This is a genomic window from Paenibacillus sp. P4_A9, assembly GCF_056402415.1.
This window is the reverse complement of sequence record NZ_JBFUHL010000178.1, coordinates 1-2,330: the sequence shown is the minus strand read 5'-3', so window position 1 is coordinate 2,330 and position 2,330 is coordinate 1. Positions and strand designations below refer to the sequence as shown.

General features: G+C 42.4%; 4 protein-coding genes. All 4 read left to right on the top strand.

Annotated elements, in window-relative coordinates; translation table 11 throughout:
• Positions 1 to 129 precede the first annotated feature (129 nt).
• The 4 genes from AC1DVJ_RS30660 to AC1DVJ_RS30645 all read left to right on the top strand — a co-directional run bounded on the left by AC1DVJ_RS30660 (position 130) and on the right by AC1DVJ_RS30645 (position 2,163).
• Entirely contained in the window at positions 130 to 573 is a 444-nt protein-coding gene (locus AC1DVJ_RS30660) for a flagellar hook capping FlgD N-terminal domain-containing protein (RefSeq protein WP_477596663.1), read from the top strand.
• Entirely contained in the window at positions 570 to 956 is a 387-nt protein-coding gene (locus AC1DVJ_RS30655) for a TIGR02530 family flagellar biosynthesis protein (RefSeq protein WP_477596661.1), read from the top strand. Before AC1DVJ_RS30660 ends, AC1DVJ_RS30655 begins: the two co-directional genes overlap by 4 nt.
• A gap of 97 nt (positions 957 to 1,053) precedes the next feature.
• Positions 1,054 to 1,875, top strand: a complete 822-nt coding sequence (flgG, locus tag AC1DVJ_RS30650; protein WP_477596659.1) for a flagellar basal body rod protein FlgG — start codon at positions 1,054 to 1,056, stop codon at positions 1,873 to 1,875.
• A gap of 66 nt (positions 1,876 to 1,941) precedes the next feature.
• The gene (locus AC1DVJ_RS30645; protein WP_477596657.1) at positions 1,942 to 2,163 is read left to right on the top strand and encodes a flagellar FlbD family protein; all 222 of its coding nucleotides are present in this window, start codon (positions 1,942 to 1,944) and stop codon (positions 2,161 to 2,163) included.
• Positions 2,164 to 2,330 lie beyond the last annotated feature (167 nt).

Genomic DNA, 2,330 nt, shown 5'->3' with positions numbered 1-2,330 from the left:
CGATATGGATGGGCTTGATTTTAAAGAAGATATAGACCAGTTGACACAGATTCGGAATAATGCGAATGGTAATGCTTTCGATGTAACTGCTTAAACCGAATCTAAAATGACGTAGTTGGAGGTGAAAGTATGGCAACAAACCCAGTTGTAGGTAATGTTTCTAATTTGATCAATACTGGGGCTAACGCGAAAGTGAAGGACAAGGAGAGCACAACTCTAGGAAAAGATGATTTCCTGAAAATTTTGATCACGCAGCTACAGAATCAAGATCCAACCCAGCCTTTGCAAGATAAAGAATTTATTGCGCAAATGGCCCAATTTACTTCCGTTGAACAATTGACGAATATGGCTAGCGAAATGAAGCTCATGAGGCAGTCACTTGGCTTTGTGTCAGGCTTAATCGGTAAGTCGATCTCCTGGTCAGGAGTAGATGCCTCAGGTGTTACTACTGACATGTCTGGTGTAGTAGATTCCATAACCTTTAAAGATGGTAATCAATTTGCCAGTGTAAACGGCGTGGAAGTTTCACTCGATAAGCTTAAGAAAATTGAGAATGTTGGAGAATCACAATGACAGAGAGAATATCCATAGGTCAACTTTATCCTAGTGCGGTTTCTCCTGGTACATCTAGACGATCACTTTCCCAACAACAGGTTCCGCCTACTGGAAGTCCGACTTTCCAGAAGATTTTTCAAGAGCAATTCGTTCGGTTTAGTCATCACGCCGAGGTAAGATTAAAAGAACGTGGGATTCAGCTTAAACCTGAGCAAATTGAGAAGATGAACAAAGCCATTGACAAAGCAGCGTCCAAAGGTGCTAAAGATGCGCTTCTGATCTTAGCGGGAAATGGGTATATCGTTAATGTGCCGAACCGAACCGTAGTGACTGCGCTTGATGGACAAGCCATGAATGAGCATGTGTTTACTCAGATCGATAGTGCAATGATAATTTCATAGGTATATAGGGCTCGACCGTTCAGGAAGCCTGGAGTTGTGGAACGAATGAAGCAACTCACATTATTACGATTCACATCCGATTTAGGAGGCCTATTTCATGTTAAGATCTTTATACTCAGGCGTTTCAGGTATGCGTGGTTTTCAAACGAAGTTAGATGTTATTGGTAATAACATTGCTAACGTAAATACCATCGGATTTAAAGGTGGTCGTGTTATGTTTAAAGATATCCTTAGTCAAACTGTTTCAGGCGTAAGTGCAGCAGATGAGAATCGTGGCGGTGTAAATGCACAACAAGTTGGTCTAGGTGTTAGCATAGCAGCAATTGATACTGTACATACGGCTGGTAGTGCGATGACTACGAATGTGGTGACCGATTTGCGAGTAAATGGTGATGGTTTCTTCGCAGTAGGTACAGCTGAACAAGTGGATGCGCCATTTTTGACAAGAGCTGGTAACTTCACGTTAGATGCAAGCCGTAATCTCGTAAATGCAGAAGGTTTACACGTTATGGGTGCAGAAGGCGCAGGCCCAATCGTTATTCCTGATGATATTGTATCATTCTCCATTGCGCAAAATGGTGACATCATTGGTGTTAACGCAGATGGCGAAACAGTCACAACGGATCAAAAAGTTGGTGTTGTTAAAGTCATTAATCCAGCTGGACTTGAGAAACTCGGCGGCAATTTGTATCAGATGACGGCCAATGCCAACCCAGAGGGCGAAATTGTAGTTGGTGCGGCTGGTGATGCAGAAACAGGTACAGGGACCCTTATTTCTGGTCAGCTAGAAATGTCCAATGTAGATCTAACTGGAGAATTCACTGAAATGATTATTGCTCAACGTGGATTCCAAGCGAACTCGCGGATTATCACCACATCCGATGAAGTGCTTCAAGAAGTTGTTAATCTTAAACGTTAATAATTAGACAGTAAGGAAATGGGGGTGGCTTTCCACCACCCTTTACCCTGATTCAGGAGGAGAATGATGATTTCTCTCACTCGTTTAAATGGCAGACCGCTTATTATGAATGCAATTCTGATAGAACTGATCGAAGAAACTCCGGATACGATGATTACATTGACGACAGGCAAGAAAATCACAGTTCTCGAAAAGGCAGAGGTTGTGGTAAGCTTAGTGCGGACCTACATGCAAGAAATTGGTTCCGTACGAGCGACAATTCAGTCCAGGGATACGGAGGGTTCGTAAGTGTTTAAGAACAAAATATTTATTCTCATTGTTTCTATACTTATTGCAATCACACTAATTCTCACTGCAGCGTTTGTGTTGTGGAATTTCATGGAGAAGAACAATGAATCCAAAGATCCTGCTGTACAGGCTCAGGATGCTGTTGCAAGTGTGAAACCGACGAAAGC

Bases quoted from the DNA above. Each gene is read 5' to 3' on its own strand.
- AC1DVJ_RS30660 (WP_477596663.1), top strand. From the start codon at position 130: ATGGCAACAAACCCAGTTGTAGGTAATGTTTCTAATTTGATCAATACT.
- AC1DVJ_RS30655 (WP_477596661.1), top strand. From the start codon at position 570: ATGACAGAGAGAATATCCATAGGTCAACTTTATCCTAGTGCGGTTTCT.
- flgG (WP_477596659.1), top strand. From the start codon at position 1,054: ATGTTAAGATCTTTATACTCAGGCGTTTCAGGTATGCGTGGTTTTCAA.
- AC1DVJ_RS30645 (WP_477596657.1), top strand. From the start codon at position 1,942: ATGATTTCTCTCACTCGTTTAAATGGCAGACCGCTTATTATGAATGCA.